Genomic DNA, 25,683 nt, shown 5'->3' on the forward strand with positions numbered 1-25,683 from the left:
TATCTTATTAAGAAGAGTCGCAAAATGAATTAGCCAATTGTTGTTTTTTGGTACTGAAAACCTCATTCAAAATCGCTATTTTTGCATAATAAAACTTAAAAATTTCCATGCACAAATATATCGATCAACTTAATGAAGCCCAACGTGAACCCGTTTTGCAAAAAGACGGACCCATGATAATTATTGCGGGTGCAGGTTCCGGTAAAACGAGGGTGTTGACTATCAGAATTGCTTATTTGATGAGTCAGGGTGTTGATGCGTTTAGTATCTTATCGCTTACTTTTACCAATAAAGCGGCCCGAGAAATGAAAAAAAGAATTTCGGATATCGTGGGAGCCGGAGAGGCAAAAAATCTTTGGATGGGAACATTTCACTCGGTTTTTGCTCGAATTTTACGCTCAGAAGCAGAACATCTTGGTTATCCTTCAAACTTCACCATATATGATTCTCAGGATTCATTGCGTGCCATTTCCGGAATAATCAAGGAAATGCAACTGGATCGTGATGTGTACAAACCCAAACAGGTTTTAAGCCGAATTTCAAATTTCAAAAACAGTTTGATTACGGTAAAAGCATATTTTAATGATCCTGATTTGCAAGAAGCGGATGCAATGTCTAAAAAACCTCGAATGGGCGAAATTTATCAAAATTATGTGGACCGATGTTTCAAAGCAGGCGCCATGGATTTTGATGATTTATTATTAAAAACCAATGAATTACTGACTCGTTTTCCGGAAGTTCTGGCCAAATATCAAAACCGTTTTCGCTATATTTTGGTAGATGAGTACCAAGATACAAATCACTCGCAATATCTTATTGTTCGGGCTTTATCCGATAAATTTCAGAATATTTGTGTGGTCGGCGATGATGCACAAAGTATTTATGCGTTTCGTGGTGCAAACATCAATAATATACTGAATTTCCAGAAAGATTATGAAGGCGTAAAAACCTTCAGACTAGAACAAAATTACCGTTCGACAAAGAATATTGTTGAAGCAGCAAACACTATTATTGATAAAAATAAAGTAAAACTGGACAAAATCGTTTGGACCGCCAATGATTTTGGTCCCAAAATAAAGGTTCACCGCAGTTTAACAGACAACGAAGAAGGCCGTTTTGTAGCCGGTACGATTTGGGAGCAAAAAATGCAAAATCAAATGCCTAACGGTGCGTTTGCCATTTTGTACCGGACCAATGCACAATCCCGGGCTATGGAAGATGCGCTTAGAAAAAGAGATATTCCGTACCGGATTTATGGTGGACTTTCTTTCTATCAAAGAAAAGAAGTCAAGGATGTTTTGTGTTATTTACGATTGGTTATTAATCCAAAAGATGAAGAAGCTTTAGTTCGGGTAATTAATTATCCGGCACGTGGGATTGGGAATACAACAATCGAAAAACTAACCATTGCAGCCAATCACTACAAACGTTCGATGTTTGAAGTGATGCAAAACATAGAGCGAATTGATTTAAAACTGAATTCCGGAACCAAGCAAAAACTATTAGATTTTGTTACGATGATTCAGAGTTTTCAGGCTATAAATGAAAATCAGGATGCGTTTTATTTAGCGGATCATGTTGCCAAAAAAACAGGATTAATTCAGGAATTAAAAAAAGATGCTACACCGGAAGGAATGGCTAAAATTCAGAATATTGAGGAATTACTAAACGGTATTAAGGATTTTACAGATGGCCAAAAAGAAGTGGATGGAGCCCGTGGCGCTTTGTCTGAATTTATGGAAGATGTGGCTCTGGCAACTGATTTAGACAAAGACACCAGTGATGAAGACCGCGTGGCGTTGATGACCATTCACTTAGCTAAAGGATTAGAATTTCCTCATGTTTTTGTAGTGGGAATGGAAGAAGATTTGTTCCCGAGTGCCATGAGTATGAGCACGAGAAGCGAACTAGAAGAAGAACGCCGCTTGTTTTATGTGGCTTTGACCCGTGCAGAGCACCAGGCGTATTTGACCTATGCACAATCACGATACCGTTGGGGAAAATTGACTGATAGTGAACCGTCGCGTTTTATTGAGGAAATCGATAGTCAATATCTGGAATACATTACACCTCCTGAAAATAATTACAGGTATAAACCAATGATTGATAGCGATATTTTTGGTGATGTAGATAAATCTAGATTGCGTCTGGCAAAACCAGCTAACGGAACCCCGCCGACCAAATATAATACAGATAATGAACCTAAATCGGATATAAATATTCGTAAATTGAAACCTGTTAGTAATAATGCTGCTTCAGGAAGTGCTAATTTATTCGATAATAAACTGGTTGCTGGTAATATAGTGATGCACGAACGTTTTGGGAAAGGCGAAGTGTTAAACCTTGAAGGAGTGGGAGCCGACAAAAAAGCCGAAATCAAATTTGAAGTAGGCGGAATAAAGAAATTACTGTTGCGTTTTGCTAAACTGGATATTATTGGATGAAAAACTAAAAAAAAATGGCTCAATTTATAAAAATATACGAAGACAAACCTAACGAAGCAGCAATTGCCAAAGTAGTTAAGGTTTTAAAAGAAGGTGGTTTAGTGATCTATCCCACGGATACTGTTTATGGTTTGGGTTGTGATATTACCAATACCAAAGCATTGGAACGCATAGCGAGAATAAAAGGAGTAAAGCTGGATAAAGCTAATTTTTCTTTTGTTTGCCATGATCTAAGCAACATATCGGATTATGTGAGGCAGATAGACACAGCAACTTTCAAATTATTAAAAAGAGCGTTGCCAGGGCCGTATACTTTTATTTTACCTGGAAATAATAGCTTGCCTAAAGAATTTAAAAAGAAAACAACCGTTGGAATTCGGGTTCCAGACAATGCGATTGCTCTAGAAATAGTTAAAGTATTAGGGAATCCTATTGTTTCTACCTCAATTCATGATGAAGATGATGTGATAGAATATACCACGGATCCGGAACTAATTTTTGAGAAATGGCAAAACCTGGTTGATTTAGTTATTGATGGAGGTTATGGAGACAATATAGGATCCACCATTATTGATTTATCGGGTGATGAGCCAGTTGTAGTTAGAGAAGGCAAAGGAAGTTTAGATATTTTATAAGATTTAAATTTTTGGCAAAATAGTTGCCGATTTACCATAAATTTTTGTGTTTCCCAAGAAGTTACAAATCTATAAGCACCAACTTCAAAAAGCCATAATACAAAAACCCTACAAATTTATAAGTAAAAAATCCTTAAACCGCTGATTATCAGTGTGTTTAAGGATTTTTGAAGTGACCTTGACTGGATTCAAACCAGTAACCTCTTGAGCCGTAATCAAGTGCGCTATTCAGTTGCGCCACAAGGCCTTTTTTTGCTATTGATGTCTTAATTAAGGCGTCTTAGCGGGTGCAAATATAAGTATAAATGTGTAATTTGCAAGTCTAAAATTGTAAAAAAACAAAAAAATATGCCATTAAAAAAGTATATACGTGATATTCAGGGATTTCCTAAAGAAGGAATTTTGTTTAAAGACATCACTCCGTTACTAATTAATCCCGAAGCAAGGAATAAATGTCTTGAAATACTGGTTGAATCCTTGAAAGATAAAAAAATTGACAAGGTAATAGGAGTAGAAAGTCGTGGATTTTTCTTTGGAATGTTGATTGCACAAGAATTAAATGTTGGTTTTATTCCGGTTCGTAAGCCGAACAAGTTGCCTTACGAAACCATCTCGGCAACGTATGATTTAGAATATGGAACGGATACTTTAGAAATCCATATTGATGCAATTCAAAAAGGAGACCGAATTCTGATTCACGATGATGTATTGGCAACCGGAGGAACCGCAAGAGCAGTTTGTGAATTGGTGGAACAATTAGGTGGTGAAATCGTGCAATGCAATTTCCTGATGGAATTAGCTTTCTTGAATGGAAGGACAAAAATCAAAGGAAATGAAATTTTTGTAGCAATTACATACTAATTTAAGGTTCGTGTGATTACGTAATACTTAAAGCAATAATCGCGATTTGCAATTTCTTGGCTTTAGCCAAATCCAATCCCTGTTTGGTGAAACTCTGTAAAATGATTTTGTTGAGTTGGCCCAAGATTTTATACATATCGTTTTGTTTTGTAAAAAGATAAAAATAAAGAAAGAGGGTAAAGAGGGCTTTGATTGGGTGATGCTTTTTTATCTCTAAAGCACACTATGTTTATATTATAATTAAAAAAGCTATTTTACATAATATAAATTATAGCGCAAAAAAGACACACTACATTTAGACAAAAAAATTACACTGTTTAGTTACATTAAACGATTACAATCCTTCCTTAAATTATTTAACATGAAGGATATTCATTTTTACAGTCTTTTGCTATAAATAATTTTACGATTGGCTGACACCATTTCCGATTTCAGAGAAATACGTCTCAAAAGCTTAAAATCACATTATTTTGTTATAATTTATGCTGTTTTAATCTAAATATAGGCCATTTTAATGGTTTTAAAGTATTTCTTTGTGTTACGACGCTTTACCTTGGTTTTGGTGGCTAACGTAAATTTAAACTAAACTATTAATAGTAACGGAATAATTTTTGATTTAAGAAACAGACGATCCTATATTATTTTTTTAAATCAGATAAAATCAAGTGAGTTGTAGGCTCTCCATAAACTAAAAGCCGATCAATAAATTGTTGTAGGTGCATTTGATCAACTAGAACGACGTTCATAATAATGTTTTGGGGTCCAGTAATTCTAAAAACCTCATTTATCTCTGGAAAATCTTTCAGCTGATCACAAAACAGCTGTAGTTTTCCACTAAATAACTTGAACAGAATAAAAACCTCTAATCCAAATCCCAGTTTTTGGTTGTTCAGCTGAAGTTTATATCCCTGTATAATAGCAGCATCCTCCAGTTTTTGAATGCGTTCTCTTACGGAAGAAGGTGAAAGTCCAATTTGTTTCCCAATTTCTACATAGGAAGCTCTTGAGTTTATTTCTAATTGCTTTATTATTTTTAAATCTAGAGTATCAACCATTAAAAAAGTTTTAAATGCTTAAAATTACAACTTTTTAACGGAAAATTACTTGTTTATTGATGGATTAAATTTAGATATTTATAGTACTAATAGTACTTTTGAACCATGGATAACACTTTATTACTACTTATAATTGGAATTTTCACAGGATTTTTTATTCAAACTATGATCGGTTTCGGCGGTGCTTTAATAGCTTTACCTTTTTTGTTGTTAGTCATGCCTTTATCTGAAGCAGTTTCGTATCTTTCTATTTTTTATTTGGTCTCCTCTCCTATTTATGTGTATAAAGAATGGGAACATATAGACAAAAGCTTATTAAAAAAAATTGCTTTTTCTTCCTTTTTTGGAGTGCTTACCGGAATAGTGGTTCTAGTTTATGGAAAACCGCTGATCTTAAAGCAGGCGTTGGGTGTTTTTATTATCCTATTTGTATTAAATAGTCTTCGTGTCAAAAAAAAAGTAGTGATTTTAAAAAAAACGAAACACTTTTTGGGTTTTCTAGGAGGTTTCTTCTCTGGTTTATTTTCTACCGGAGGTCCTTTATATGTAATAATTGTTCAGAATGAAACTAACGATATAAAGACATTTAGGGCTACCATGTTTGGTACTTTAGGCCTGGTTACGCTGATGCGAATGCCTGTTTTGGTTTTAGGTGGCGTGATTACTATGAACCAAATTTACAATTCCCTCTATGTTGTGCCTTTTCTTATTCTTGCTTTATTTCTGGGCAAAAAAGTCTATTTAAAACTTAATGAAGCGCTTATAAAAAGAATCATTTTAGGACTATTATTTCTATCAGGAGTATTGCTGGTTTTTAAAGTATAATTATAGAAATTGTATTGACTCTGCTTTTATCACATTACTGGTCAATGACGGTGCTAAATTTATTTTATTTAGCAGCTCTTTGTCCATTATCATAAATCACATTAGTGTGGAAAGTGGTTTGATTCGCATCTTAATTATTTACCTTTGCAAAAAATTAAAAATTGCGACTTAAATGAATAATACCGAAATGAACAAAAAAAAATACATTAAATTAATCCTCATTTTAGGTTCTCTTACCGCACTTGGCCCATTTTCAATTGATATGTATTTACCTGGTTTTGCCGGAATTGCTAAAGATTTGAATACTTCTGTTGCCAATGTGTCCATGACATTATCCAGTTATTTTATTGGAATTTCTGCTGGACAATTGCTTTATGGTCCGTTATTAGATCGTTTTGGCCGAAAAAAACCGCTCTTTATTGGATTATTGGTTTACATATTAGCCTCTTTGGGCTGCGCATTTGTCACTGATATTGATACTTTTATAGGGCTGAGATTCATTCAGGCTGTTGGGAGCTGTGCTGCTACGGTAGCCTCAGTGTCAATGGTTCGGGATTTATTTCCTGTAAAAGAGATACCTAAAGTCTTTTCTTTATTGATGTTGGTTGTAGGGCTTTCGCCAATGCTGGCACCCACTGTAGGCGGTTATGTTACTACTTATTACGGTTGGCATACTGTATTTTTTATACTGATGTGCATGGGAATTGTAATTCTTGTAGCGGCTCAAATTATTTTGCCTAATACTTTCAAACCGGACACTTCTATATCATTAAAGCCAAAACCAATTATTTCTAATTTTATACGCATTGTTAAAGTGCCTCAATTTTACACCTATGCGTTTACAGGAGCAATCGCTTTTTCTGGTTTATTCACGTATGTGGCAGCCTCTCCTATTTTATTTATGGATATTTTCAAAGTAGATGGTACAACGTATGGCTGGATTTTTGCCTTTATGTCTTTGAGTTTTATAAGCGCCAGTCAGCTTAATTCTTTTTTATTGCGGAAATTTACCAGTGAACAAATGATTTTTGGGGCCTTAATTACACAGTCGGTAATCAGTGTTTTATTTCTGACATTAGCAATCAATGATCTTTTAGGTTTGTATGAAACAATCGCCATGCTGTTTTTATTCTTGGCGTGTTTAGGAATCTCTAATCCTAATACAGCAGGACTGACTCTTGCTCCTTTTTCAAGAAATGCAGGAAGCGCGTCTGCCTTGATGGGTGCGATTCAATTGGGATTAGGTGCTTTGGCCTCTTTTGCGGTTGGTGTTTTTGTAAAAAGCTCTATGTTACCAATGGTTTTGATTATGACAACATCAACAATACTGGCATTGATTATTTTAATTATCGGAAAACGAAACATAAAAAAAACCATTACAACTTCAGGTGATGAAATTGTAATAGCTCATTAACAGTTTATGAAAAAGAATGAATTAATTCATTTTTTTTTGTTTTTTTATTGGTTTCTCCGTTTTTGAAAGGACTTCATTTTTTGCTTGAAGCAAGTGATTGGCCAGGACCTTTTCTATTAGTTCGTCTTTCGTCAAATGATGAAAAACTGTTTTTATTTTATCTTTTAATTCTGTAGCGATGTCATGATTGGGTTTTGTCTTGAAGATTTGCTTCGCCCATAACAACGTATTATTTTCTTCAATACTGGCAAGAGTTGGTTTTTTGAATTCTTTGAATTGTATTCCCAATTCTTTTTCGAATTCAGCAATTTCAACTACTTCTTCCGGCTGCAATACCGTCAATGAAAGTCCCTTTGCTCCTGCTCTTGCAGTTCTACCGCTACGATGTACGTATGCTTCATACACATCAGGCAAATGATAATTGACTACATAAGAAATTTCTTTTACATCAATTCCTCTTGCTGCTAAATCTGTTGCGACTAATATATTGATATGTCCTTCGCGGAATTGCTCCATGATTCGGTCTCTAATTCCCTGCGATAAACTTCCGTGTAATGCACCAGAAGAAAACCTATTGATTGCCAAGTTTTTAGCTAATTTATTGACTGCTGCTTTTGTTTTACAAAAAATGATCCCGCGTTCACCCTCTTTAGAATTCAGAAAATGCATCAAAACGTCCAGTTTTTCAATAGGATTTACCACAATGTACTGATGATCAATTCCTTGATTACCTACTGTTTCCATATTGGCACTGACATGTACCACATTTTTATTCAAATAGTTTTGAATCAATTGTTTTATGCTTCCGGGCATGGTGGCCGAGAATAAAAAAGTCTTATGTGCTGCTGGCAATTCAGCAATAATTTCATCTAAGCCTTCTTTTAATATAGTCACCATTTCATCGGCTTCATCGAGCACGAGGAATCTGGTTTCTTTTAAGTTTATGGCTTTGCGCTGAATTAAATCAATTAATCTTCCGGGCGTTGCCACTACAATATGTGTAGGTGTTGCAAGGCGTTCTATTTGCGGTTTGATTGGAATTCCTCCGCATGTTGCTGCAATGGAAACTTCAGGCAAAAAGGTGGCAAAAGACTCTAAATTTTTAAATATTTGTTGGCCTAATTCCCGAGTTGGTGCAAGAATTACTGCTTGAATCAAAGGTGATTTTACATCTATTAATTGTAAAATTGGCAATCCAAATGCGGCTGTTTTTCCGGTACCGGTTTTAGCAAGTCCAACTATATCCGTTGTATTTGACAAAAGTAACGGAATCGTTTTTAGCTGAATTTCTGTTGGTACAACAATTTTCAATTCGGTAATCGCTTTTACTATTGGTGCTGAAATTCCTAAATCAGAGAATTGTTTTGGCATTTTTTTTGAATTTTATATTTTATAAAAAATAGTTGTTTTGTAACGGTAATTTTAGCCCCGATAGCAGTGAAAATCCTTTTATTTTTTCTTTAAAAATAAAAGATTGAAACGAATAGCGGGATTAGCTCCTTGAAAAATAAATATTACTCTTCATCCGGTTCGTTCATGATTTTTTCCCGGTATTTTTTCCCGGTCAATAATACCAGTTTTAATTTGTAATCATCTACTAGCCATTCGCGGTAATTTTTACTGCACTGGCTCAAACATTTTGAATAGCGCTTGATGCGGCAATCGATGTCATCATCCAGTTCTTTTCCCAGCGCTTTTGCTTCTTGTAAGGTTTCAGAATTATCCACACACATGGCGGCATGTTGCTCTAGGGATTTTTCTAGCACTACTTTGGAACGTAAATTTTGTTTGATGATGAGTTTGTGTTCTTCATCCACATCAAAGGTTACTACTTCTGTTTTAGTAAATTTAGCGCGTAATTCCGGTGGCATGCTGTATTTAAAATACAATTCTATTTCTGTATCGTCTCGTAAGTTTTCCAGGTAAAACTCCGGAGATTTAAAGATATGCTGCCAGTTTACCGGCTCACTCCACAGGCCAAATCGGGCGGCGTTATTCCCTAAATCGATCACATTGAAAATATCTTTGTTGGGTAATTTTCTGGAACCACGACCGATCATTTGGTAATATAAGGTCAACGATTTTGTTGCTCTGTTCAGGATTATGGTCTCTACGGTAGGCTCATCAAAACCGGTAGTAAGAATTCCCACTGATGTCAATATGGCATCAGGTGTATGCTTGAACCAATGTAAAATATCTTTTCTTTCCTCGTTATTACTGGTGTTATCTAAATGGCGAATGGCATAACCGGCTTCTCTAAACGTTTCGTATACATATAAGGAGGTGTTGATCCCGTTATTGAAAATCAAGGTTTTCTTGCCTAATGATTTCTCCGTGTAGGCATGCAATAACTTTTCCTGCATGGCCATATTGGTGTACAAATCATCAGATGATTTTACGGTATAATCGCCATTGATCCCTACTTTCAGGGAGGTCAGTCCCACATCATAGCTATAGGTAACTGCTTTGGCCAAAAAGCCATTTGTAATCAAGGAACTAATGGTGTCTCCTACGATTAATTCATCGTAGCTTTCATGCATTGGCAATTTGATATTTGAGCTTAAAGGTGTTGCGGTTACCCCTAAAATAAAAGCATTTTTGAAAGAGCTCAATAATTTGCGAAAGGAATTGTAATGTGCCTCATCAATGATTACCAATCCTACATTATCTAAATGCAGTTTTTCATCGTTGATTCGGTTTTTTAAAGTTTCCACCATGGCTACAAAACAGGAATAATCGTTTTGATCCGGAAGTTCTTTTACTTTACTGTTGATAATTTTGTTTTTCACATCAAAACCCTTCAACATTTTTGAGGTTTGCTTGCACAACTCAATTCTGTGGGTCAAAACAACTACTTTTTTATCATGTTGCGATAAATAACGGCGCACAATTTCAGAAAAAACCACTGTTTTTCCACCACCGGTGGGCAATTGGTATAACAAATGGTGTTGTGGCGGTGCATTATCAATGCGCTCAAAGATGGCATCTATATCGCCTTTTTGGTACGCATAAAGTTCTTTTTTGTCTTCTATTTCTATTTCTAAAGTGTTTTGGGACATTGCTTATTGTTGGGTTTTTGCAAAAATACGCCTAAAAAACAGTTTAAGTATCAATTTTTATTAAAAATAAACGGAATGATTAAATAAATTTGAATTATGTGAGGATTTAATATTCTAATCGTTCTAAAATGGCATTAAATTCTGGTTCATTGTACCATTTTTGCAAAATAGTTTCAGTGTGTATGGCACTAATTCTGGGTTTAAAATCAGTAAGTATTCCATTTGCAATCAAGAAAACAACGGCTTGCTGAAAGGAATTATACATGCTTTTGAAAAATAATTCTTGCTTTATATCCTGTTCTGATGAGAATGTTTGTGCTATTTCAATATTGTAAAGCATTACATCCGCAATTACAAAAGGATCTACTCCCAAAAGCGTAAAGTGCTTAATGTATTTTTGGGCAACGGAACGCCTCGTTTTAGGTTTGCTACGCCTTCCGGATTTTTTCAGAGGATAATATTCATTGGAAATTTTGAGTTTGCATTCCTTCAAAAGCGTTTCTTCTTTTGGATTAAAAACAAAATCATAATAGACTTTTACAGAACTGAATTTCTCGTACAATTCGAGTATTTGCTCTTCGAGTTGTTCTTTATTCAATTCGGCTACATATTTTTTTAAATCGCGTTTGCTCATTATCAAAGTTTAAGATTACAAAAGTAATTTACTTTAGGAATCAATGCGTGGTAAATCAATGATAATCCTTAATTTTGTCAATTATCACTTAAAAAAAATAAATGCTTAAGATTTTTAAGGTTACAGCAATAGTAGAAGGTATATCCGCCTTATTGTTATTTTTCTTTGCTATGCCAATGAAATACATTTTTAATGATCCTATTTATGTCAAACACATTGGAATGGCTCACGGCGTATTATTTACTGCTTACATTATCTTGGCAACAATTTTAAAGTTTAGTGAAAAGTGGAATTTTAAAAAGTATTTTATCATTTGTATTGCGTCAATTCCTCCTTTTGGGACTTTTTACATAGAAAAGAAATACTTGCGAAATGTATAAATTAATAGAAAAAATATTCACTTTTCTATATCTAGTACTCAGGAAATGGGGCTTAGGGAACAGTCTGGCTTCTTATTTTAGCTTGGTGCTGAACATTATTGTTTTGTGTGTATTGGCGTATGTCATCTACGTAATTTTTAGACTTGTTTTAGTTACTATTATGGCCGTTATTGCCCAAAAAACCAAAACCAAATTTGATGATTTGCTGGTAACTAACAAAACGGCTAAATACATTGCACATTTAATTCCACTATTGTTTATTTACAAATCTGTTCCAATAATTTTAGATCGATTTGAATATTGGGAAGGCTTTTTTGGGAAATTGGTTGGAATCTACATCATCATTCTGATTTTATGGATTATACGAACTATTTTCAATGCGTTACGTGATTATTTAAAACTAAAACCAAGATACAGCGACAAACCTATTGACAGTTTCATTCAGGTAATCATGATTATGTTGTGGGTAATTGGAATTACATTAATCATTTCAAAATTATTTGAGATTGATAAAAAAGAGCTTTTAACTATTTTAGGAGCCGTTTCAGCGGTAATCATATTAATATTCCGAGATACCATTTTAGGTTTTGTATCTAGTGTTCAAGTATCCATAAACGATATGGTTCGAATTGGCGACTGGATTACGATGGATAAATTTGGTGCTGATGGAGATGTTATCGAGATCAATCTGGCAACGGTAAAAGTTCGAAATTTCGATAATACCACAACCACAATTCCAACCTATAGTTTGAGTTCAGATTCGTTTCAAAACTGGCGCGGAATGCTGAATTCAGATGGCCGACGCATCAAAAGACACATTCTGATAAAAACAAGCAGCATTCGGTTTTTAGAGGAAGCAGAATTAAATGATTTAAAAAAAATTCATCTAATATCGGATTATATTGACAGTCGAAAATTAGAAATAGACGACTATAATTCTAAACATAAAATTGACAAATCCATTGCTATTAATGGGCGAAATTTGACAAACTTAGGTTTATTTCGAAAATACATCACGGAATACCTGTTCAATTATCCAGGATTAAACAAAGACATGTTGATGCTTTGCCGTCAGTTACAATCAACTTCCCATGGTGTACCGCTTGAGGTTTATGCGTTTTCACATGACAAGCGATTTGAAAACTATGAATACATCATGTCGGATATATTTGATCACATCATTGCTTCCATAAAATATTTTGATTTAGAAATTTTTGAAACAACTGCAGAAAGTGAATCTCAGGTTTAATTTTTTTACTTAAAAAGTATAAATGCACTTCGTATCAAATTAATAATCTGTTTTTCACATATTCAATTGCTGTTTTTCCATGTGCCTTAGGTTTTCCATCCGCATCTAAGTTAACCATTGTGGTGTGATCAATTGTAATGATTGTCTCGCGTGTCATCATATTTCGTGCCTCGCATTTCAGCGTGAGTGAGGTTGTGCCAAATTTTAAAACATCAATTCCAATTTCGACAATATCACCTTGTCTGGCCGAACTTCGAAAATTGATTTCCGACATGTATTTGGTTACGATTCTGGTATTTTCTAATTGAATTATGGTATACAAAGCCAATTCTTCATCAATCCAAGCTAATAATTTACCGCCAAATAAAGTTCCGTTAGGATTTAGATCTTCGGGTTTTACCCATTTTCTAGTGTGAAATTTCATATTTTTTCTTTATAAATGTAAAAATACGTATTCTTGACGCAATTTTATTTAATTTTAAAGAAAAAATATGAATGCACGCGATACTTTTTTAAAAGAATTTCGAGGACAAACAATAGGTTCCGTAACCACACAATCCACAACAGAAGAATCATTTCAAAATGAGGTGTTACGCCCCATTCTAAAGTTGCAAAATGACTTATTTGCAGCATCCTTCCTCAATTATGTCAACAAAAATAAAATTGATTTCTACAGTTATACACTTGATAAAAAAGTATCCGTCATGGAAAATGCAATCCAGAAAGACATCAAGTTTAGAAATTCTCTAAAAGGAATGATCATTGGTTTATTTACAGCCGATGAATATGCTGCTTATGTACAAAACTCCTCCAATATCAATAAAAGAATGATGAGCATGCTTGTAGAACGATTAAAAAGTCATGTATCACTGTATGAAATTAATAAAAGCAACTAGCGCTATTTCTTCCTTATTTTAGAAATTTAGGGTTCTCTAATCAAATAGTAATTATAGGAAAGATCCTAAGGCTTATTTTAGGTCTAAAAACCTTATAATTAAAAATATAGAGCTTTTAAAACACGTTGCCTTGTTGTTTATAATTTAAAAAACGGCTCTTTATTCATCCAAATTTTACCATTTAGATCCAATTTATTAATCCTAATCTTTTTTATAATAAATATGGGTTAAGTATAATTTTATCTGCTTTTTGTGTTATTTTTTTCATTATAATTGTTAAAACTAATTTCATGAAGGAAGAGTATTTCAAATGGCATTCCCCTAATTTAAATAGAGAGATAGAAATGTTGGTTTTTGGACATGCCGGATATCCTGTAATTGTATTTCCTACTTCTATGGGAAGTTACCATGAAAATAAAGATATGGGATTGATTGATTCTGCAAAATGGTATCTGGAACAAGGTTTGATCCAAATATTTTGTCCTGATAGCATTGATAAAGACAGTTTTTACAATAAAAATATATATCCTATAAATCGTATAGAAAACCACGTCAGGTACGATAAAATGATTTGTCACGAAATCGTTGAAAAAGTAAAGAACAATACCTCCTCAGGCAGAGTGGCTCTTGCCGGTTGCAGTTTTGGCGGGTATCATGCGGCAAATTTTGCTTTTAGACATCCTGGTTATGTAAGTCATTTGTTTTCTATGAGTGGCGCTTTTAATATCAAGAGTTTTATGGATGGTTTTCATGACGATGATGTGTTTTACAACAGCCCGGAAGATTATTTACATGGACTTAATGATCCGGAATTATGGAAAATGGATATTGTGCTTGGGACGTCTAATTGGGATATTTGTTTTGATGCAAATTTAAAACTAAGTAAAGTGTTGAGCGATAGAAACATTCATCATTGGTTGGATATTCGTCAGGAACGAAAACACGACTGGCCGGTATGGACCGAAATGTTTCCACATTATTTATCCAGAATAAAATTTTTTTAAAATTATAAACATATCAAGATGAAAAAAATTGGAATTTTATTTGGAATGAAAGATACATTTCCACAAGCCTTCATAGATCGTGTCAATTCAAAAAACGAAAAAGAAATCATAGCTGAAGCTGTGATTATTGATAAAGTAGTTCAAAATCAAGACGGAGAATATGCCGTAATTATTGATCGCATTTCGCAAGATGTCCCTTTCTATCGTGCATATTTGAAAAATGCTGCTTTAACAGGGACGAATGTGATCAACAATCCTTTTTGGTGGAGTGCTGATGATAAATTTTTTAATAACGCATTGGCCGATACTCTGGGAGTTCCGTTACCTAATACGGTACTTCTCCCATCGGCGGAACATCCTACGGATACGACTGGAAAATCATTCCGAAACCTAAAATACCCAATGGATTGGGAAGAAATTTTTCATTATATTGGTTTTCCAGCTTATATGAAACCCTATGCCGGAGGTGGCTGGAAAAATGTGTATCGATTAGAAAATGTCGAAGAATTTTGGGAGAAACATAAGGAAACGGGGCAACTGGTGATGATGCTACAGGAAGAAATTGTTTTTACAGAGTATTTCAGAGTCTATTGTTTGGGTTGCAAAGCCGTTAGGATTATGCAATACGAACCCAGAAATCCGCATCATTTGCGTTATGTACTTGATGGGCCGCCTGTGGATAAAAAATTATTAGCTACTATTAAGGATTATACTTTACGTCTTTGCAAAGGATTGGGTTATGATTTTAATACGGTTGAATTTGCAGTCCGTGATGGTATTCCCTATGCGATAGATTTTGGAAATCCCGCACCAGATGCTGAATTAACTTCGGTAGGTGCAGAAAACTTTGAGTGGGTTGTAGAGGAAGCTGCAAAAATGGCAATTGCTGCTGCAAAAAAACAGAAATCCGGAAAGATGAATTTGACTTGGGGAACATTTATGAAAGATGCAGTAAAATAGTTTTCAGTCACAGTATTCAGTAAACAGACTGTAAACTTTGACTGCGACTGAACACTAAAACAATAATTATGTTAAAGAAATTACCTGTTTTTACCCTCGGTGTAGAAGAAGAATATCAAATTATAGATCCTGTAACCAGAGATTTACGGTCGCATTTATCCAAAATTGTAGATGGTGCGAAGATCATTTTAAATGAGCAAGTAAAGGCTGAAATGCATCAATCTGTGGTCGAAGTGGGTACCAATATTTGTAATAATGTGAATGATGCCAAAAATGAGATTCGGTTTTTACGTTCTAAAATCGTTGAATTAGCGGACAAACAAGATCTTATTGTGGGTGGTGCCGGGACGCATCCTTTCTCGAAATGGCAGGATCAACCGATAACTGATGATCCTCGCTATCACGATATTGTCAATGAATTGCAAGATGCAGCGCGTTCTAATTTAATTTTTGGAATGCATTGTCATGTAGGAATTGAAAATCGGGAGATTGGCTTGCAATTAATGAATCAGGCCACATATTTTTTGCCGCATATTTTTGCGCTTTCAACGAACTCTCCTTTTTGGGAGGGAAGAAAAACAGGTTATAAGTCCTTTAGAACGAAAGTTTTTGACAAGTTTCCAAGGACAGGTTTGCCGGAATATTTTGATTCGGTGAGTTCGTATGAGAATTATTCGGATACATTAATAAAGACTAATTGCATCGATAATCCAAAGAAAATCTGGTGGGATTTACGGTTGCATCCTTTTTACAATACGATTGAATTCAGGATTTGTGATATGTCATTGACAGTGGATGAAACCATTTGCATTGTTGCTATTATTCAGGCAATTGTAGCTAAACTCTACAAATTGAACATGAACAATACTAGCTTTAATGTGTATCGACTGGCTTTGATAAAAGAAAATAAATTTCGGGCGGCACGTTACGGCATTGAGAATAGTATGATCGATTTTGGTTTGCAAAAAGAAGTAGAAACAAAAATACTTATTCTGGAACTGCTTGATTTCATTGATGATGTGGTGGATGAATTGGGAAGTCGTGCTGATATAAATTATGTCCATGAAATTTTAAAAAACGGTACCGGTGCTGATAAGCAACTGGCTATTTTTCAAGAAACGGGCGATCTTTCCTGTGTGGTTGACTTCATAACAGGAGAATTTACGAAAGGATTATAAAATATAAAGTACCTTTGTTCATTGTTTTTTAAAAAAAAGTATGTCTAATAAAATTATAAAAATAGCCCTTCTGGACATGTACAATGGTGAACCCAACCAGGGAATGCGATGTATTATTGATGTTGTCAATAGGTTTAGTCCCGTTGTTAGTTTTGAAATATTTGATGTTCGGGTAAAATGTGAATTGCCGGACAAGAATAAATTTGACATTTATATTTCAACTGGAGGACCTGGAAATCCCTTAATTGGTGATGGAAACTGGGATGTAAAATACTATGAATTTATCGATTCCTTGAATAAATGGAATACTGAAAATAGTATTAAAAAACATGTTTTGTTCATTTGTCATTCTTTTCAAATGGCGTGTTTGCATTTTGGATTGGCTACGGTTACCAAACGAAATGACACTTCTTTTGGGGTGATGACCATTCATAAAACTAAAGAAGGACTTGTGGATCCCTTGTTCGAGGGATTAGCAGACCCTTTTTATGCGATAGATTCCAGAGACTATCAAGTGGTTCAACCCAAGTTAAGTATTTTTGCAAAAAAAGGAGCGAAAATTATTTCATTAGAGAAAATTAGGGATCATATACAATACGAACGCGCAATTATGGCCGTGCGTTTTACCGATTATTTTGTGGGTACTCAATTTCACCCGGAAGCAGATCCCATTAGTTTTGTTTCTCATTTAAGAAATAAAGAAGCAAAGGAAAAGATTAAGAATATGAAAGGAAAAAAGAAGTTCAGAAACATGCTGGAGGATTTATTAGATGATGATAAAATATACAGAACTAATGAAACTTTGATTCCTAATTTCCTTCGAATAGCAATTAATGACTTGCTAAAAACAAAGAAGACACTTTCTAATTAATACGATTTCAAAATGATTTCAAAATATCGGAAGTTATTTAATACTCAATTTACAGAAAAAAAATATCAGGAATTCAAAGATGATATTGCTTCCGATTTTAATTACCTGCCTACTTTCCGGTTAGGCGAAACCCCCTTTTTTATTTCGAAGGAGCTTAAAGCACAATTGATTGAAGGCTGTAATGATGTTATAGCTTTCATTCAGAAAAACGACTTTAAATCACTTACAAATAAATCATTAGAGCTAAATAATACTGTTCCTAATGAGGATGAACATACTACCTTTTTAGCAATTGATTTTGGAATTTGTGAAGAAGACGGAGTACTTATTCCAAAACTAATTGAAGTACAGGGATTCCCCTCTTTGTACAATTATCAAATGCATTTGTACGAAAAATTTAAAAATCATTATCCATTTCTTAACGAATTAACTCCATTTATTAATGCTATTGAACCACAGGAATATCTTACTATTTTAGAAGAAGCGATTTGCAACCATCATCCAAAAGAAAATGTTATTCTTCTTGAAATAGAACCCGAAAAACAAAATACCAAGATTGATTTTTATTACTGCAAAAGAGACATTGGCATCCCTATAGTTTGTGTTACTGAACTCATAAAAAAAGGAAAACAACTGTTTTACAAAAATGCAACAGGCAATGAAATATTGGTAAAAAGAATTTACAATCGGGTTATTTTTGATGAATTGGATTTGAGAACAGATTTAAGACTTAATTTTAGTTTTTCAGATGATTTGGATGTGGAATGGGCGGGACATCCTAACTGGTTTTTCAGAATCAGTAAATTTATTTTACCTTTCTTAAAAGGAAAATATTGTATTGAAACGACACTATTGAGTGACTTGGCAGTAATTCCTCAGGATTTAGAAAACTATGTTTTGAAACCGCTTTTTTCTTTTTCAGGAACGGGCGTTATTTTTCATGTCACAAAAAAAGATATTGAAGCCGTTGTAGATAAAGAATTATATATTCTTCAAAAAAAAGTAAATTATCTTCCTATTGTACACGCTCCTGAAGGGAAAGTAAAAGCTGAAGTCCGAATCTTGTGTGTTTGGAAAAAAGGTGATGCCGCACCTACTCTACTCTGCAACTTAGTCCGCTTAAGCCGTGGCGAGATGATTGGCGTGAAATTCAATAAAGATAAAGATTGGGTTGGTGGCACTTTAGGTTTATTTGAAAGGTAGATAATACTTCCATTTTGTAACTTTCAAAAATTCCATTTTTTAGCGGGTTGCACATTTAAATTACTTCCTATTTTTAAAATATAAAAACTTCTTTTTTACTACAAAACAGGAAATATATTTTAGATTATTTAAATGGTTCTTTAACTAATACTGTCATTTTAACGCATTGAAATGCTGTGAGAAGAAAATACAGCTATATTTTATAATTAAAACCTTATTAATTTTAGATTAAAAACAATTTAAAAATCGTTTTTTATTTTTTTTTGCTTCTTCAAACATTTTTTTTTTCTTGATATCATTGATTCCAACTACTGTTTAATGAATTTTTGAAAGTGATTCCCTTAATAATTTGAAAAATATGGAATTATTCAATATTTTAACATAAAAAAAATTAACCTGTTTTTTTTTTCTTTATTATTGTAATGTTATAATAAATTAAGAAGAATCAATAATTTTAATAATTAGCAAATGAATAGAAGAGAAGCACTTAAAAGCGTTGCATTTTTGATGGGAAGCGCAATCTCAGCAACAACAATGGGCGTTTTATTTGAAAGTTTTACTTTGCCTGAAAAAGAAAAAAATAGCGTGTCTTTTTCTGCTGCAGATGAAGAAATTTTGGCTGAATTTGCCGATATCATTATACCTACTACAGCCTCTTCGGCAGGAGCAAAAGCTGCAGGACTGGGTGCTTTTATTCCAATGATTATTAGAGAATGTTATCCTGCAAAAATGCAAGAAATTTTTGCTTCCGGGATGCAGGAAATGCAAGCAAAATGCGCTAAAGATTTCAATAAGAATTTCTTATCAATGTCAGTTGAAGAGCGTCAGCAATTAATGACTTCATTACGAGATGAGGCAATTGCAACTGATAAAGCACCTTCATTCTTTTTGATTGCTAGAGATTTAACTCTTCTTGGCTATTATTCTTCAGAAATAGGTTGTACACAAGCACGCGAATACCTTCCAGTTCCGGGACGCTACGATGGTAGTGCAGACTACAAACCCGGACAAAAAGCTTGGGCAACCAACTAGTCTTATTAGAACCTACTGTTAGAAACTATTTTATTAAATAAAAAATACTACCCGTGAATATAAATACCAATTTGAAAGAGGAAAATACGTATGATGCTATTGTTGTAGGATCTGGAATTAGTGGTGGTTGGGCTGCAAAAGAACTTACCGAAAAAGGATTAAAAGTTTTGATGTTAGAACGCGGAATGAATATTGAGCACATCAAAGATTATGAATCGGCCATGAAAGCACCATGGGAATTTGAACGCGCTGGCAAACTTACCGAAGAACAAAAAAGAACCCATCCGGTTCAAACAAGAGATTATCCATACAATGAAGCTACCGAAAAATGGTGGGTGAATGACTTGGAATGTCCCTACACAGAAGACAAACGTTTTGATTGGTACAGAGGATTTCATGTGGGTGGAAAATCTTTAATGTGGGGCCGTCAAAGTTACCGTTTTAGTGACCATAACTTTGAAGATAATGCCAAAGATGGTCATGGAAATGACTGGCCTATCCGATATAAAGACCTTACCAAGTGGTATGATTATGTAGAAAAATTCGTAGGAATAAGTGGGCAAGCTGAAAACTGGCCACTGCTTCCAGATGGTAAATTTTTGCCTCCAATGGATTTAAATTGTGTTGAAAAATCAGTTAAAGAAAGATTAGAAAAACATTATAATAAAACCCGTATTCTTACAATTGGTCGTACTGCTAACTTAACTGTACCCCACAAAGGGCGTGGCAGCTGTCAGTACAGAAATTTATGCAGTCGAGGTTGTCCATTTGGCGCCTATTTTAGCACCCAATCTTCTACACTACCCGCTGCAATGGCAACCAATAGATTGACCGTGAGACCCTACTCTATTGTGAATCATATTATTTATGATAAAGACACTAAAAAAGCAAAGGGTGTTATGGTTATTGATGCAGAAACAAATGAAACCATGGAGTTTTATGCTAAAATTGTTTTTGTAAACGCATCCACCTTAGGATCAACATTCCTCTTACTAAATTCAACTTCAGAAGCGCATCCGAATGGAATGGGTAATGCCAGCGGACAATTAGGCCATAATCTTATGGATCATCATTTCCGTTGTGGTGCAGAAGGAACAGCTGAAGGTTTTGAAGATAAATACACGTACGGAAGAAGAGCTAATGGTATTTATATTCCAAGATATCAGAATGTAGGTGGTGATAAACGAGATTATTTAAGAGGTTTTGGGTACCAAGGAGGTGCCAGCAGAGGATCTTGGCATAAAGAAGTTGCCGAATTAGCTTTTGGTGAAAACTTTAAATCGACTATGTCATTACCTGCTGATTCCTGGAGTATGGGATTAGGTGGTTTTGGAGAAATGCTGCCGTATTATGAAAACAAAGTGTACATCGATCATAGCAAAAAAGACAAATGGGGACAACCAGTTTTAGCTATTGATTGTGAATACAAAGAAAATGAAGCAAAAATGCGGGAAGATATGATGAATGATGCCGCAGAAATGCTGGAAGCATCTGGAATCAAAAATGTGCAAACCTATGATAACGATTGTTATCCTGGAATGGCTATACACGAAATGGGTACTGCCAGAATGGGTAATGACCCCATGGATTCCGTTTTAAATAAATGGAATCAATTGCACGAAGTTAGTAATGTATTTGTTACCGATGGTTCTTGTATGCCTTCTATTGCGTGTCAAAATCCATCATTAACATTTATGGCTTTGACGGCTCGTGCTTGCGATTATGCAGTAAAAGAATTAAAAAAAGGAAATATTTAGGTTCATCATTATGAGAAAATTAAGAATGGGAATGGTCGGTGGTGGTCAAGATGCCTTTATAGGTGCAATTCACCGATTAGCCGCCAATATGGATGGACTAATTGAATTAAAGTGTGGTGCATTAAGTATAAAACCAGAAACCGCAATTGCATCTGGTAAAGCCTTGTTTCTTCCGGAATCAAGAACATATTTAACGTATGACGAAATGATTAAAGCGGAAGCGGCTTTACCTGCTGACGAAAGAATCGATTTTGTTACTATTGTTACTCCAAATTTTGCCCATTTTGCACCTGCAATGATGGCTTTGGAGCATGGTTTTAATGTAGTAATTGAAAAACCAATGACTTTTTCATTGGAAGAAGCAAAACTATTGAAACAAAAAGTAGAAGAGACAGGATTACTACTTTGTTTAACACATACGTACTCCGGGTATCCAATGGTCAAACAAGCGAAAGCTATGGTCAACGAAGGAAAATTGGGTAAAATTAGAAAAGTTTTAGTAGAATATCCCCAAGGATGGTTAAGTACACTATCCGAAAGAGAGGGAAACGCACAAGCTGCATGGCGAACAGATCCTAAAAAATCCGGGAAAAGTTCTGTAATGGGAGATATTGGTACGCACGCCTCTCATTTAGCCGAATATATTACCGGGGCTAAAATTACCGATGTTTGTGCAGAATTAAACACATTAGTTGAAGGCCGCATAATGGACGATGATGGAGCTGTACTATTGAAATTTGACAATGGTGCTAAAGGCGTTTTAATAGCATCGCAAGTAGCAGCTGGAGAAGAAAACGCTTTAAAAATCAGAGTTTATGGCGAAAAAGGTGGAATCGAATGGTTTCAACATGATCCAAACACTTTAACGGTTAGGTGGTTAGATGAACCAACTCAGGTTTTAAGAGCTGGATCTAACTATGCACATTTATCTTCATTTGCAACACATAATTGTAGAACTCCAGGCGGACATCCAGAAGGATATTTAGAGGCATTTGCTAATATTTACCGCAACTTTGCTTTAACGCTTGGTTGTAAATTAGAGGGCACAGCACCTACTGCTGAAATGTTAGACTTTCCTTCTGTTGAAGATGGAGTGAGAGGAATGACATTTATAGATAACGTAGTCGCATCATCACAATCGGATAAAAAATGGACTCCCTACGTTTTGTAATTTATTAGGAATTCGTAGACCTCTTATATACCAAATATTATGACAACAATTCAAGGGCCTGCGGTCTTTTTAGCACAGTTTATTGATGATAAAGCTCCTTTTAATTCCTTAGATGGGATTTGTAAATGGGCTGCTGATTTAGGCTTTAAAGGGATTCAAATGCCAACATTAGATACCCGTTTTATTGATTTACAAAAAGCGGCAGAAAGTAAAACCTATGCGGATGAACTAAAAGGAACAATTGCTTCTTACGGACTAGAAATCACTGAATTATCAACCCATTTACAAGGGCAGTTAGTGGCTGTTCATCCTGCTTACGATGACTTTTTTGATGCATTTGCACCAGTAAATGTACATGGAAATCCTAAAGCAAGGCAAGAATGGGCTGTGCAACAATTGAAATATGCGGCTAAAGCATCTCAAAATTTAGGGTTAAATGCACATGCCACTTTTAGTGGTTCTCTACTTTGGCAGTATTTTCATCCTTGGCCACAACGACCTCCGGGTTTAGTGGAAGATGGTTTTGCCGAATTGGCTAAACGCTGGTTGCCCATTTTAAATGAGTTTGATCAAAATGGTGTTGACCTTTGTTACGAAATTCATCCCGGAGAAGATTTATTTGATGGGGAAACCTATGAAATGTTTTTGAAAGCGGTGAATAATCACTCCAGAGCTTGCTTGTTGTACGATCCATCGCATTTTGTTTTACAACAATTAGATTACATCCAATATATCGATTTTTATCATGAACGGATTAAAGCATTTCACGTAAAGGATGCCGAGTTTAATCCTACAGGAAAGCAAGGTACTTTTGGAGGCTATCAAAGCTGGGCAAATCGTGCCGGACGGTATCGTTCTCTAGGCGATGGTCAGATTGATTTTAAAACTATATTCAGCAAACTAGCCCAATATGATTTCAAAGGATGGGCAGTAATGGAATGGGAATGTTGCATTAAAAATCAGGAGGATGGAGCGCGTGAAGGTGCTGAATTTATAAAAAATCATATTATAAAAGTTACTGATAAAGCATTTGATGATTTTGCTGCAGTAGAAACAAATCAGGCTTTTAACAAAAAAAACTTAGGATTATAAAAACTTAAATACAATAAAATGAAATTAAAATATTTCTTTTTTGGGGTTGCACTAATTAGTTTAACCTCATTTTCCAATGATAATTCAGAAGAAAAATATATTGAAACTACTGTGCAATCAAACCTTGTTGTTCAAACCTCTGAAGGAGAAAAATTAATAGCTAAATCGGATTGCATTGGATGTCATAAGTTAGACAAAAAACTAATTGGTCCCTCCTACTTAGACATTGCTAAAAAATATGCCTTAAATGATAAAAATGTTACCTATTTATCCGGTAAAATAATAAAAGGTGGCTCTGGGGTTTGGGGTTCAATTCCCATGTCTGCGCATGCTTCACTGAAAAAGAATGAGGCAAATTCTATGGCAAAGTATATTTTATCCTTAAAAAAGTAAATCAAAAGGCGCTTTTAAAGAGTCAATATAATTCTAGAATGTCGAAAATAAAATCATGATGTTACACAATTTTTTGCTATAAACTAAACTGGATTAAAATAATGAAACAAAAAGAAGAAGATAAAATTACAAATAACCGTCGTGATTTTATAAAAACAACCGCTATAGCTGCAGCAGCTTTTATGATTGTTCCCCGTCACGTTCTAGGAAGAGGATTTGTTGCGCCAAGTGATCGTTTATCAATAGCTAGTATTGGTGTTGGTGGACAAGGTAAATTTGATGTCAGTATGTTTGCCAGAAGTGGAAAAGCGGATATATCGTTTTTATGTGATGTAGATACCAGAAGAGCAGCTGCAAGTGTAAATGCATTTCCTAAAGCTAAATTTTATACCGATTGGCGTGAAATGTTAGACAAAGAACATAAAAATTTCGATGCCGTTTCAGTTTCAACTCCAGATCATAATCATGCTATTCAAGCACTTGCTGCTATGCAATTAGGAAAACATGTGTATGTTCAAAAACCTATGGCACATGATATTTACGAAGCTCGAATTTTGACACAAGCTGCTACAAAATATAAAGTGGTAACCCAAATGGGAAATCAAGGTGCCTCGAATGATGGTACCAGAATAATGAAAGAATGGTATGAAGCAGGTTTAATAGGCGATGTTCACACGATTCATGCTTGGACAGACCGTCCGGTTTGGCCTCAAGGGATTCCTTGGTCTGCTAATAAAGCGGATATTCCAAAAGAATTAGATTGGGATTTATGGTTGGGAACAGCTCCTTACAAAGAGTATGTAAATAAATTAGTGCCCTTTAACTGGCGCGGTTGGTGGGATTATGGAACAGGTGCATTAGGCGATATGGGCTGTCACTTGTTAGAAGCACCTTTTAGTGTATTAAATTTAAAATATGCTAAAGATGTTCAATGTAGTGTAGGTTCTGTATATGTAGATGAGTTTCAAAGAGGATATTTTCCTGAGAGTTGTCCTCCCTCCAGTCATGTTACCTTAACTTTTCCAAAAACGGAGAAAACAAACGGTGACGTTGCAGTACACTGGATGGATGGTGGAATTCAGCCGGAAAGACCTTCCGAATTAGGTTCGAATGAAATTTTTGGAGACGGTGGAAATGGTACCTTATTCACAGGAACAAAAGGAAAAATGATGTGTGATACCTACGGTTTAAATCCGCGTTTGCTTCCTCTAAGCAAAAATGAAAATCTCCAAGTTGCTCAAAAATATGCAAGAGTGATCGATGGTTCAGGAGGACATTACAAGCAGTGGATTGAAGCCGCTATTGCTGGTTATGGGAAAAAAGAATTAAGTTCTCCTTTTGAAATTGCCGGTCCTTTAACTGAAGCTTTATTGATGGCAAATCTTGCGATCAGAGGATACGATGTGATGCGAGAAGAGCTTGGAGAAGAAGTGTACCCAGGACGTTCCGCAAAATTATTATGGGATAATGATGCCATGAGAATTACAAATTTTGATGAAGTGAACCAATTTGTGAAACGGGATTATCGTCAAGGTTGGAAAGCTTTAACTTTATAAGCAAGATTAATTAT

The 25,683-nt window shown here is 34.9% G+C and carries 25 protein-coding genes and 1 tRNA gene; 19 read left to right on the forward strand and 7 right to left on the reverse strand.

The annotated features are described in order from the left end of the window. Positions 1-107 precede the first annotated feature (107 nt). Together EKL99_RS00785 and EKL99_RS00790 are read left to right on the forward strand one after the other, a co-directional pair. Positions 108-2,444: an ATP-dependent helicase gene (locus EKL99_RS00785; RefSeq protein WP_126459615.1), complete on the forward strand. Its 2,337-nt coding sequence runs from the start codon at positions 108-110 to the stop codon at positions 2,442-2,444. 14 nt (positions 2,445-2,458) lie between these two features. Further along, entirely contained in the window at positions 2,459-3,079 is a 621-nt protein-coding gene (locus EKL99_RS00790; RefSeq protein WP_126561570.1) for an L-threonylcarbamoyladenylate synthase, read from the forward strand. A gap of 173 nt (positions 3,080-3,252) precedes the next feature. Here the strand turns inward: EKL99_RS00790 and EKL99_RS00795 are convergent. After that, positions 3,253-3,326: transfer RNA gene (locus EKL99_RS00795), tRNA-Arg, on the reverse strand. Between the two features lie 101 nt (positions 3,327-3,427). Here EKL99_RS00795 and EKL99_RS00800 point away from each other — a divergent pair. After that, positions 3,428-3,940, forward strand: a complete 513-nt coding sequence (locus EKL99_RS00800; RefSeq protein WP_126561571.1) for an adenine phosphoribosyltransferase — start codon at positions 3,428-3,430, stop codon at positions 3,938-3,940. A 16-nt stretch (positions 3,941-3,956) separates the two neighbouring features. Here EKL99_RS00800 and EKL99_RS00805 read toward each other — a convergent pair whose 3' ends face one another. Together EKL99_RS00805 and EKL99_RS00810 are read right to left on the reverse strand one after the other, a co-directional pair. Then, a complete protein-coding gene (locus EKL99_RS00805; RefSeq protein WP_197037188.1) occupies positions 3,957-4,076 on the reverse strand; it encodes an SsrA-binding protein in 120 nt (39 codons plus the stop codon). Between the two features lie 502 nt (positions 4,077-4,578). Next, a complete protein-coding gene (locus EKL99_RS00810) occupies positions 4,579-4,995 on the reverse strand; it encodes an Lrp/AsnC family transcriptional regulator (protein ID WP_126459625.1) in 417 nt (138 codons plus the stop codon). Between the two features lie 105 nt (positions 4,996-5,100). Between EKL99_RS00810 and EKL99_RS00815 the strand changes: the two genes are divergently transcribed. Next, a complete protein-coding gene (locus tag EKL99_RS00815; protein WP_197037189.1) occupies positions 5,101-5,820 on the forward strand; it encodes a sulfite exporter TauE/SafE family protein in 720 nt (239 codons plus the stop codon). A 187-nt stretch (positions 5,821-6,007) separates the two neighbouring features. Beyond that, positions 6,008-7,234 carry a multidrug effflux MFS transporter gene (locus tag EKL99_RS00820; RefSeq protein WP_126568556.1) on the forward strand — a complete coding sequence of 409 codons (1,227 nt, stop codon included), beginning with the start codon at positions 6,008-6,010 and terminating at the stop codon, positions 7,232-7,234. A gap of 21 nt (positions 7,235-7,255) precedes the next feature. On the opposite strand, the gene EKL99_RS00825 is transcribed toward EKL99_RS00820, so the two are convergent. The 3 genes from EKL99_RS00825 to EKL99_RS00835 all read right to left on the reverse strand — a co-directional run bounded on the left by EKL99_RS00825 (position 7,256) and on the right by EKL99_RS00835 (position 10,927). After that, on the reverse strand, positions 7,256-8,605 hold the full coding sequence (locus EKL99_RS00825) for a DEAD/DEAH box helicase (protein ID WP_126576200.1): 1,350 nt from the start codon (positions 8,603-8,605) through the stop codon (positions 7,256-7,258). A 143-nt stretch (positions 8,606-8,748) separates the two neighbouring features. Continuing rightward, positions 8,749-10,293: a DEAD/DEAH box helicase gene (locus EKL99_RS00830; RefSeq protein WP_126553275.1), complete on the reverse strand. Its 1,545-nt coding sequence runs from the start codon at positions 10,291-10,293 to the stop codon at positions 8,749-8,751. Positions 10,294-10,399: 106 nt separating this feature from the next. Continuing rightward, positions 10,400-10,927: a DUF6155 family protein gene (locus EKL99_RS00835; protein WP_126553273.1), complete on the reverse strand. Its 528-nt coding sequence runs from the start codon at positions 10,925-10,927 to the stop codon at positions 10,400-10,402. 101 nt (positions 10,928-11,028) lie between these two features. Here EKL99_RS00835 and EKL99_RS00840 point away from each other — a divergent pair, with 101 nt between their 5' ends. Continuing rightward, positions 11,029-11,307 carry a DUF3817 domain-containing protein gene (locus EKL99_RS00840; RefSeq protein ID WP_126459634.1) on the forward strand — a complete coding sequence of 93 codons (279 nt, stop codon included), beginning with the start codon at positions 11,029-11,031 and terminating at the stop codon, positions 11,305-11,307. Next, positions 11,300-12,556, forward strand: coding sequence for a mechanosensitive ion channel family protein (locus tag EKL99_RS00845; protein WP_126553271.1), 1,257 nt, complete (start codon positions 11,300-11,302; stop codon positions 12,554-12,556). The genes EKL99_RS00840 and EKL99_RS00845 overlap by 8 nt, the downstream gene beginning before the upstream one ends. Positions 12,557-12,590: 34 nt before the next feature. Here the strand turns inward: EKL99_RS00845 and EKL99_RS00850 are convergent, their stop codons facing one another. Further along, a complete protein-coding gene (locus EKL99_RS00850) occupies positions 12,591-12,980 on the reverse strand; it encodes an acyl-CoA thioesterase (protein ID WP_126451631.1) in 390 nt (129 codons plus the stop codon). A gap of 67 nt (positions 12,981-13,047) precedes the next feature. Here EKL99_RS00850 and EKL99_RS00855 point away from each other — a divergent pair, with 67 nt between their 5' ends. From EKL99_RS00855 to EKL99_RS00910, 12 genes are all read left to right on the forward strand, one after another. Beyond that, complete coding sequence (locus EKL99_RS00855) at positions 13,048-13,452, forward strand: glyoxalase (RefSeq protein WP_126561575.1); 405 nt, start codon at positions 13,048-13,050, stop codon at positions 13,450-13,452. Between the two features lie 290 nt (positions 13,453-13,742). After that, on the forward strand, positions 13,743-14,456 hold the full coding sequence (locus tag EKL99_RS00860; protein WP_126576201.1) for an esterase family protein: 714 nt from the start codon (positions 13,743-13,745) through the stop codon (positions 14,454-14,456). Positions 14,457-14,474: 18 nt separating this feature from the next. Then, positions 14,475-15,416, forward strand: coding sequence for a RimK family alpha-L-glutamate ligase (locus EKL99_RS00865; RefSeq protein ID WP_126576202.1), 942 nt, complete (start codon positions 14,475-14,477; stop codon positions 15,414-15,416). 68 nt (positions 15,417-15,484) lie between these two features. After that, a complete protein-coding gene (locus EKL99_RS00870; protein ID WP_126576203.1) occupies positions 15,485-16,594 on the forward strand; it encodes a carboxylate-amine ligase in 1,110 nt (369 codons plus the stop codon). Positions 16,595-16,634: 40 nt separating this feature from the next. Beyond that, complete coding sequence (locus EKL99_RS00875; protein WP_126576204.1) at positions 16,635-17,465, forward strand: type 1 glutamine amidotransferase; 831 nt, start codon at positions 16,635-16,637, stop codon at positions 17,463-17,465. A 12-nt stretch (positions 17,466-17,477) separates the two neighbouring features. Next, on the forward strand, positions 17,478-18,668 hold the full coding sequence (locus EKL99_RS00880) for a hypothetical protein (protein WP_126459656.1): 1,191 nt from the start codon (positions 17,478-17,480) through the stop codon (positions 18,666-18,668). Positions 18,669-19,136: 468 nt separating this feature from the next. Then, positions 19,137-19,700 (forward strand): gluconate 2-dehydrogenase subunit 3 family protein, encoded by a 564-nt coding sequence (locus EKL99_RS00885; RefSeq protein WP_126459659.1) that lies wholly within the window; start codon positions 19,137-19,139, stop codon positions 19,698-19,700. 53 nt (positions 19,701-19,753) lie between these two features. After that, on the forward strand, positions 19,754-21,457 hold the full coding sequence (locus EKL99_RS00890) for a GMC oxidoreductase (protein ID WP_126576205.1): 1,704 nt from the start codon (positions 19,754-19,756) through the stop codon (positions 21,455-21,457). Between the two features lie 10 nt (positions 21,458-21,467). Continuing rightward, a complete protein-coding gene (locus EKL99_RS00895; RefSeq protein ID WP_231507349.1) occupies positions 21,468-22,628 on the forward strand; it encodes a Gfo/Idh/MocA family protein in 1,161 nt (386 codons plus the stop codon). 39 nt (positions 22,629-22,667) lie between these two features. Then, on the forward strand, positions 22,668-23,720 hold the full coding sequence (locus EKL99_RS00900; protein ID WP_126576206.1) for a sugar phosphate isomerase/epimerase: 1,053 nt from the start codon (positions 22,668-22,670) through the stop codon (positions 23,718-23,720). A gap of 18 nt (positions 23,721-23,738) precedes the next feature. After that, positions 23,739-24,113 (forward strand): c-type cytochrome, encoded by a 375-nt coding sequence (locus tag EKL99_RS00905; RefSeq protein WP_126576207.1) that lies wholly within the window; start codon positions 23,739-23,741, stop codon positions 24,111-24,113. Between the two features lie 101 nt (positions 24,114-24,214). Continuing rightward, complete coding sequence (locus tag EKL99_RS00910) at positions 24,215-25,669, forward strand: Gfo/Idh/MocA family protein (protein WP_126553259.1); 1,455 nt, start codon at positions 24,215-24,217, stop codon at positions 25,667-25,669. Positions 25,670-25,683 lie beyond the last annotated feature (14 nt).

This window comes from Flavobacterium sp. ZB4P23 (assembly GCF_003970375.1).
Lineage (GTDB): Bacteria > Bacteroidota > Bacteroidia > Flavobacteriales > Flavobacteriaceae > Flavobacterium.

What these genes read in the sequence shown, in the direction of transcription:
- EKL99_RS00785 (WP_126459615.1), top strand. Translation starts at nt 108, where the DNA reads ATGCACAAATATATCGATCAACTTAATGAAGCCCAACGTGAACCCGTT.
- EKL99_RS00790 (WP_126561570.1), top strand. Translation starts at nt 2,459, where the DNA reads ATGGCTCAATTTATAAAAATATACGAAGACAAACCTAACGAAGCAGCA.
- EKL99_RS00800 (WP_126561571.1), top strand. Translation starts at nt 3,428, where the DNA reads ATGCCATTAAAAAAGTATATACGTGATATTCAGGGATTTCCTAAAGAA.
- EKL99_RS00805 (WP_197037188.1), bottom strand. Translation starts at nt 4,076, where the DNA reads ATGTATAAAATCTTGGGCCAACTCAACAAAATCATTTTACAGAGTTTC.
- EKL99_RS00810 (WP_126459625.1), bottom strand. Translation starts at nt 4,995, where the DNA reads ATGGTTGATACTCTAGATTTAAAAATAATAAAGCAATTAGAAATAAAC.
- EKL99_RS00815 (WP_197037189.1), top strand. Translation starts at nt 5,101, where the DNA reads ATGGATAACACTTTATTACTACTTATAATTGGAATTTTCACAGGATTT.
- EKL99_RS00820 (WP_126568556.1), top strand. Translation starts at nt 6,008, where the DNA reads ATGAACAAAAAAAAATACATTAAATTAATCCTCATTTTAGGTTCTCTT.
- EKL99_RS00825 (WP_126576200.1), bottom strand. Translation starts at nt 8,605, where the DNA reads ATGCCAAAACAATTCTCTGATTTAGGAATTTCAGCACCAATAGTAAAA.
- EKL99_RS00830 (WP_126553275.1), bottom strand. Translation starts at nt 10,293, where the DNA reads ATGTCCCAAAACACTTTAGAAATAGAAATAGAAGACAAAAAAGAACTT.
- EKL99_RS00835 (WP_126553273.1), bottom strand. Translation starts at nt 10,927, where the DNA reads ATGAGCAAACGCGATTTAAAAAAATATGTAGCCGAATTGAATAAAGAA.
- EKL99_RS00840 (WP_126459634.1), top strand. Translation starts at nt 11,029, where the DNA reads ATGCTTAAGATTTTTAAGGTTACAGCAATAGTAGAAGGTATATCCGCC.
- EKL99_RS00845 (WP_126553271.1), top strand. Translation starts at nt 11,300, where the DNA reads ATGTATAAATTAATAGAAAAAATATTCACTTTTCTATATCTAGTACTC.
- EKL99_RS00850 (WP_126451631.1), bottom strand. Translation starts at nt 12,980, where the DNA reads ATGAAATTTCACACTAGAAAATGGGTAAAACCCGAAGATCTAAATCCT.
- EKL99_RS00855 (WP_126561575.1), top strand. Translation starts at nt 13,048, where the DNA reads ATGAATGCACGCGATACTTTTTTAAAAGAATTTCGAGGACAAACAATA.
- EKL99_RS00860 (WP_126576201.1), top strand. Translation starts at nt 13,743, where the DNA reads ATGAAGGAAGAGTATTTCAAATGGCATTCCCCTAATTTAAATAGAGAG.
- EKL99_RS00865 (WP_126576202.1), top strand. Translation starts at nt 14,475, where the DNA reads ATGAAAAAAATTGGAATTTTATTTGGAATGAAAGATACATTTCCACAA.
- EKL99_RS00870 (WP_126576203.1), top strand. Translation starts at nt 15,485, where the DNA reads ATGTTAAAGAAATTACCTGTTTTTACCCTCGGTGTAGAAGAAGAATAT.
- EKL99_RS00875 (WP_126576204.1), top strand. Translation starts at nt 16,635, where the DNA reads ATGTCTAATAAAATTATAAAAATAGCCCTTCTGGACATGTACAATGGT.
- EKL99_RS00880 (WP_126459656.1), top strand. Translation starts at nt 17,478, where the DNA reads ATGATTTCAAAATATCGGAAGTTATTTAATACTCAATTTACAGAAAAA.
- EKL99_RS00885 (WP_126459659.1), top strand. Translation starts at nt 19,137, where the DNA reads ATGAATAGAAGAGAAGCACTTAAAAGCGTTGCATTTTTGATGGGAAGC.
- EKL99_RS00895 (WP_231507349.1), top strand. Translation starts at nt 21,468, where the DNA reads ATGAGAAAATTAAGAATGGGAATGGTCGGTGGTGGTCAAGATGCCTTT.
- EKL99_RS00900 (WP_126576206.1), top strand. Translation starts at nt 22,668, where the DNA reads ATGACAACAATTCAAGGGCCTGCGGTCTTTTTAGCACAGTTTATTGAT.
- EKL99_RS00905 (WP_126576207.1), top strand. Translation starts at nt 23,739, where the DNA reads ATGAAATTAAAATATTTCTTTTTTGGGGTTGCACTAATTAGTTTAACC.
- EKL99_RS00910 (WP_126553259.1), top strand. Translation starts at nt 24,215, where the DNA reads ATGAAACAAAAAGAAGAAGATAAAATTACAAATAACCGTCGTGATTTT.